Origin of the sequence: Streptomyces sp. NPDC057424 (assembly GCF_042803315.1) — a bacterium.
Classification (GTDB): domain Bacteria; phylum Actinomycetota; class Actinomycetes; order Streptomycetales; family Streptomycetaceae; genus Streptomyces.
The window spans coordinates 1-1,497 of the sequence record NZ_JBHVCP010000132.1; the positions used below are offsets into that span (position 1 = coordinate 1).

Below are 1,497 nucleotides of genomic sequence, written 5' to 3' on the forward strand. Positions count from 1 at the left end.
GATTCCGCGCCGACAATGTAGCGGGGCTCAAGCGTACCGCCGAAGTCGTGTCATTCACACAATAGGGCCAACGCCTGTGTGGATGGGTAGGGGAGCGTCGTGTGCCGGGTGAAGCAGCCGCGGAAGCGAGTTGTGGACGGTTCACGAGTGAGAATGCAGGCATGAGTAGCGATACACACGTGAGAAACGTGTGCGCCGATTGACTAAGGGTTCCTGGGTCAAGCTGATCTGCCCAGGGTAAGTCGGGACCTAAGGCGAGGCCGACAGGCGTAGTCGATGGATAACCGGTTGATATTCCGGTACCCGCTGTGAAGCGTCAAACATCGAGCATCGTGATGCTAAGGCCGTGAAGCCGTTCCGGACCCTTCGGGGAAAGGAAAGTGGTGGAGCCGCCGGACCAAGCGGTTAGTAGGTGAGTGATGGGGTGACGCAGGAAGGTAGTCCATCCCGGGCGGTGGTTGTCCCGGGGTAAGGGTGTAGGACGTCAGGTAGGTAAATCCGCCTGGCAATAGTCTGAGACCTGATGCCGAGCCGATTGTGGTGAAGTGGATGATCCTATGCTGTCGAGAAAAGCCTCTAGCGAGTTTCATGGCGGCCCGTACCCTAAACCGACTCAGGTGGTCAGGTAGAGAATACCGAGGCGTTCGGGTGAACTATGGTTAAGGAACTCGGCAAAATGCCCCCGTAACTTCGGGAGAAGGGGGGCCACATCTGGTGAGAACACTTGCTGTTCGAGCTGGGGGTGGCCGCAGAGACCAGCGAGAAGCGACTGTTTACTAAAAACACAGGTCCGTGCGAAGCCGTAAGGCGATGTATACGGACTGACGCCTGCCCGGTGCTGGAACGTTAAGGGGACCGGTTAGCTCCATTTCGGTGGGGCGAAGCTGAGAACTTAAGCGCCAGTAAACGGCGGTGGTAACTATAACCATCCTAAGGTAGCGAAATTCCTTGTCGGGTAAGTTCCGACCTGCACGAATGGCGTAACGACTTCTCGACTGTCTCAACCATAGGCCCGGTGAAATTGCACTACGAGTAAAGATGCTCGTTTCGCGCAGCAGGACGGAAAGACCCCGGGACCTTTACTACAGTTTGATATTGGTGTTCGGTTCGGCTTGTGTAGGATAGCTGGGAGACTGTGAACTCTGGACGCCAGTTCAGGGGGAGTCGTCGTTGAAATACCAGTCTGGTCGTGCTGGATGTCTAACCTGGGTCCGTGATCCGGATCAGGGACAGTGTCTGATGGGTAGTTTAACTGGGGCGGTTGCCTCCTAAAGAGTAACGGAGGCGCCCAAAGGTTCCCTCAGCCTGGTTGGCAATCAGGTGTTGAGTGTAAGTGCACAAGGGAGCTTGACTGTGAGACCGACGGGTCGAGCAGGGACGAAAGTCGGGACTAGTGATCCGGCGGTGGCTTGTGGAAGCGCCGTCGCTCAACGGATAAAAGGTACCCCGGGGATAACAGGCTGATCTTCCCCAAGAGTCCATATCGACGGGATGGTT

At 56.4% G+C, this 1,497-nt stretch carries 1 rRNA gene; it reads left to right on the forward strand.

What is annotated here, in order from left to right:
- Positions 1 to 1,497 (forward strand): 23S ribosomal RNA (locus ACFU3E_RS38415); the annotation flags it as partial.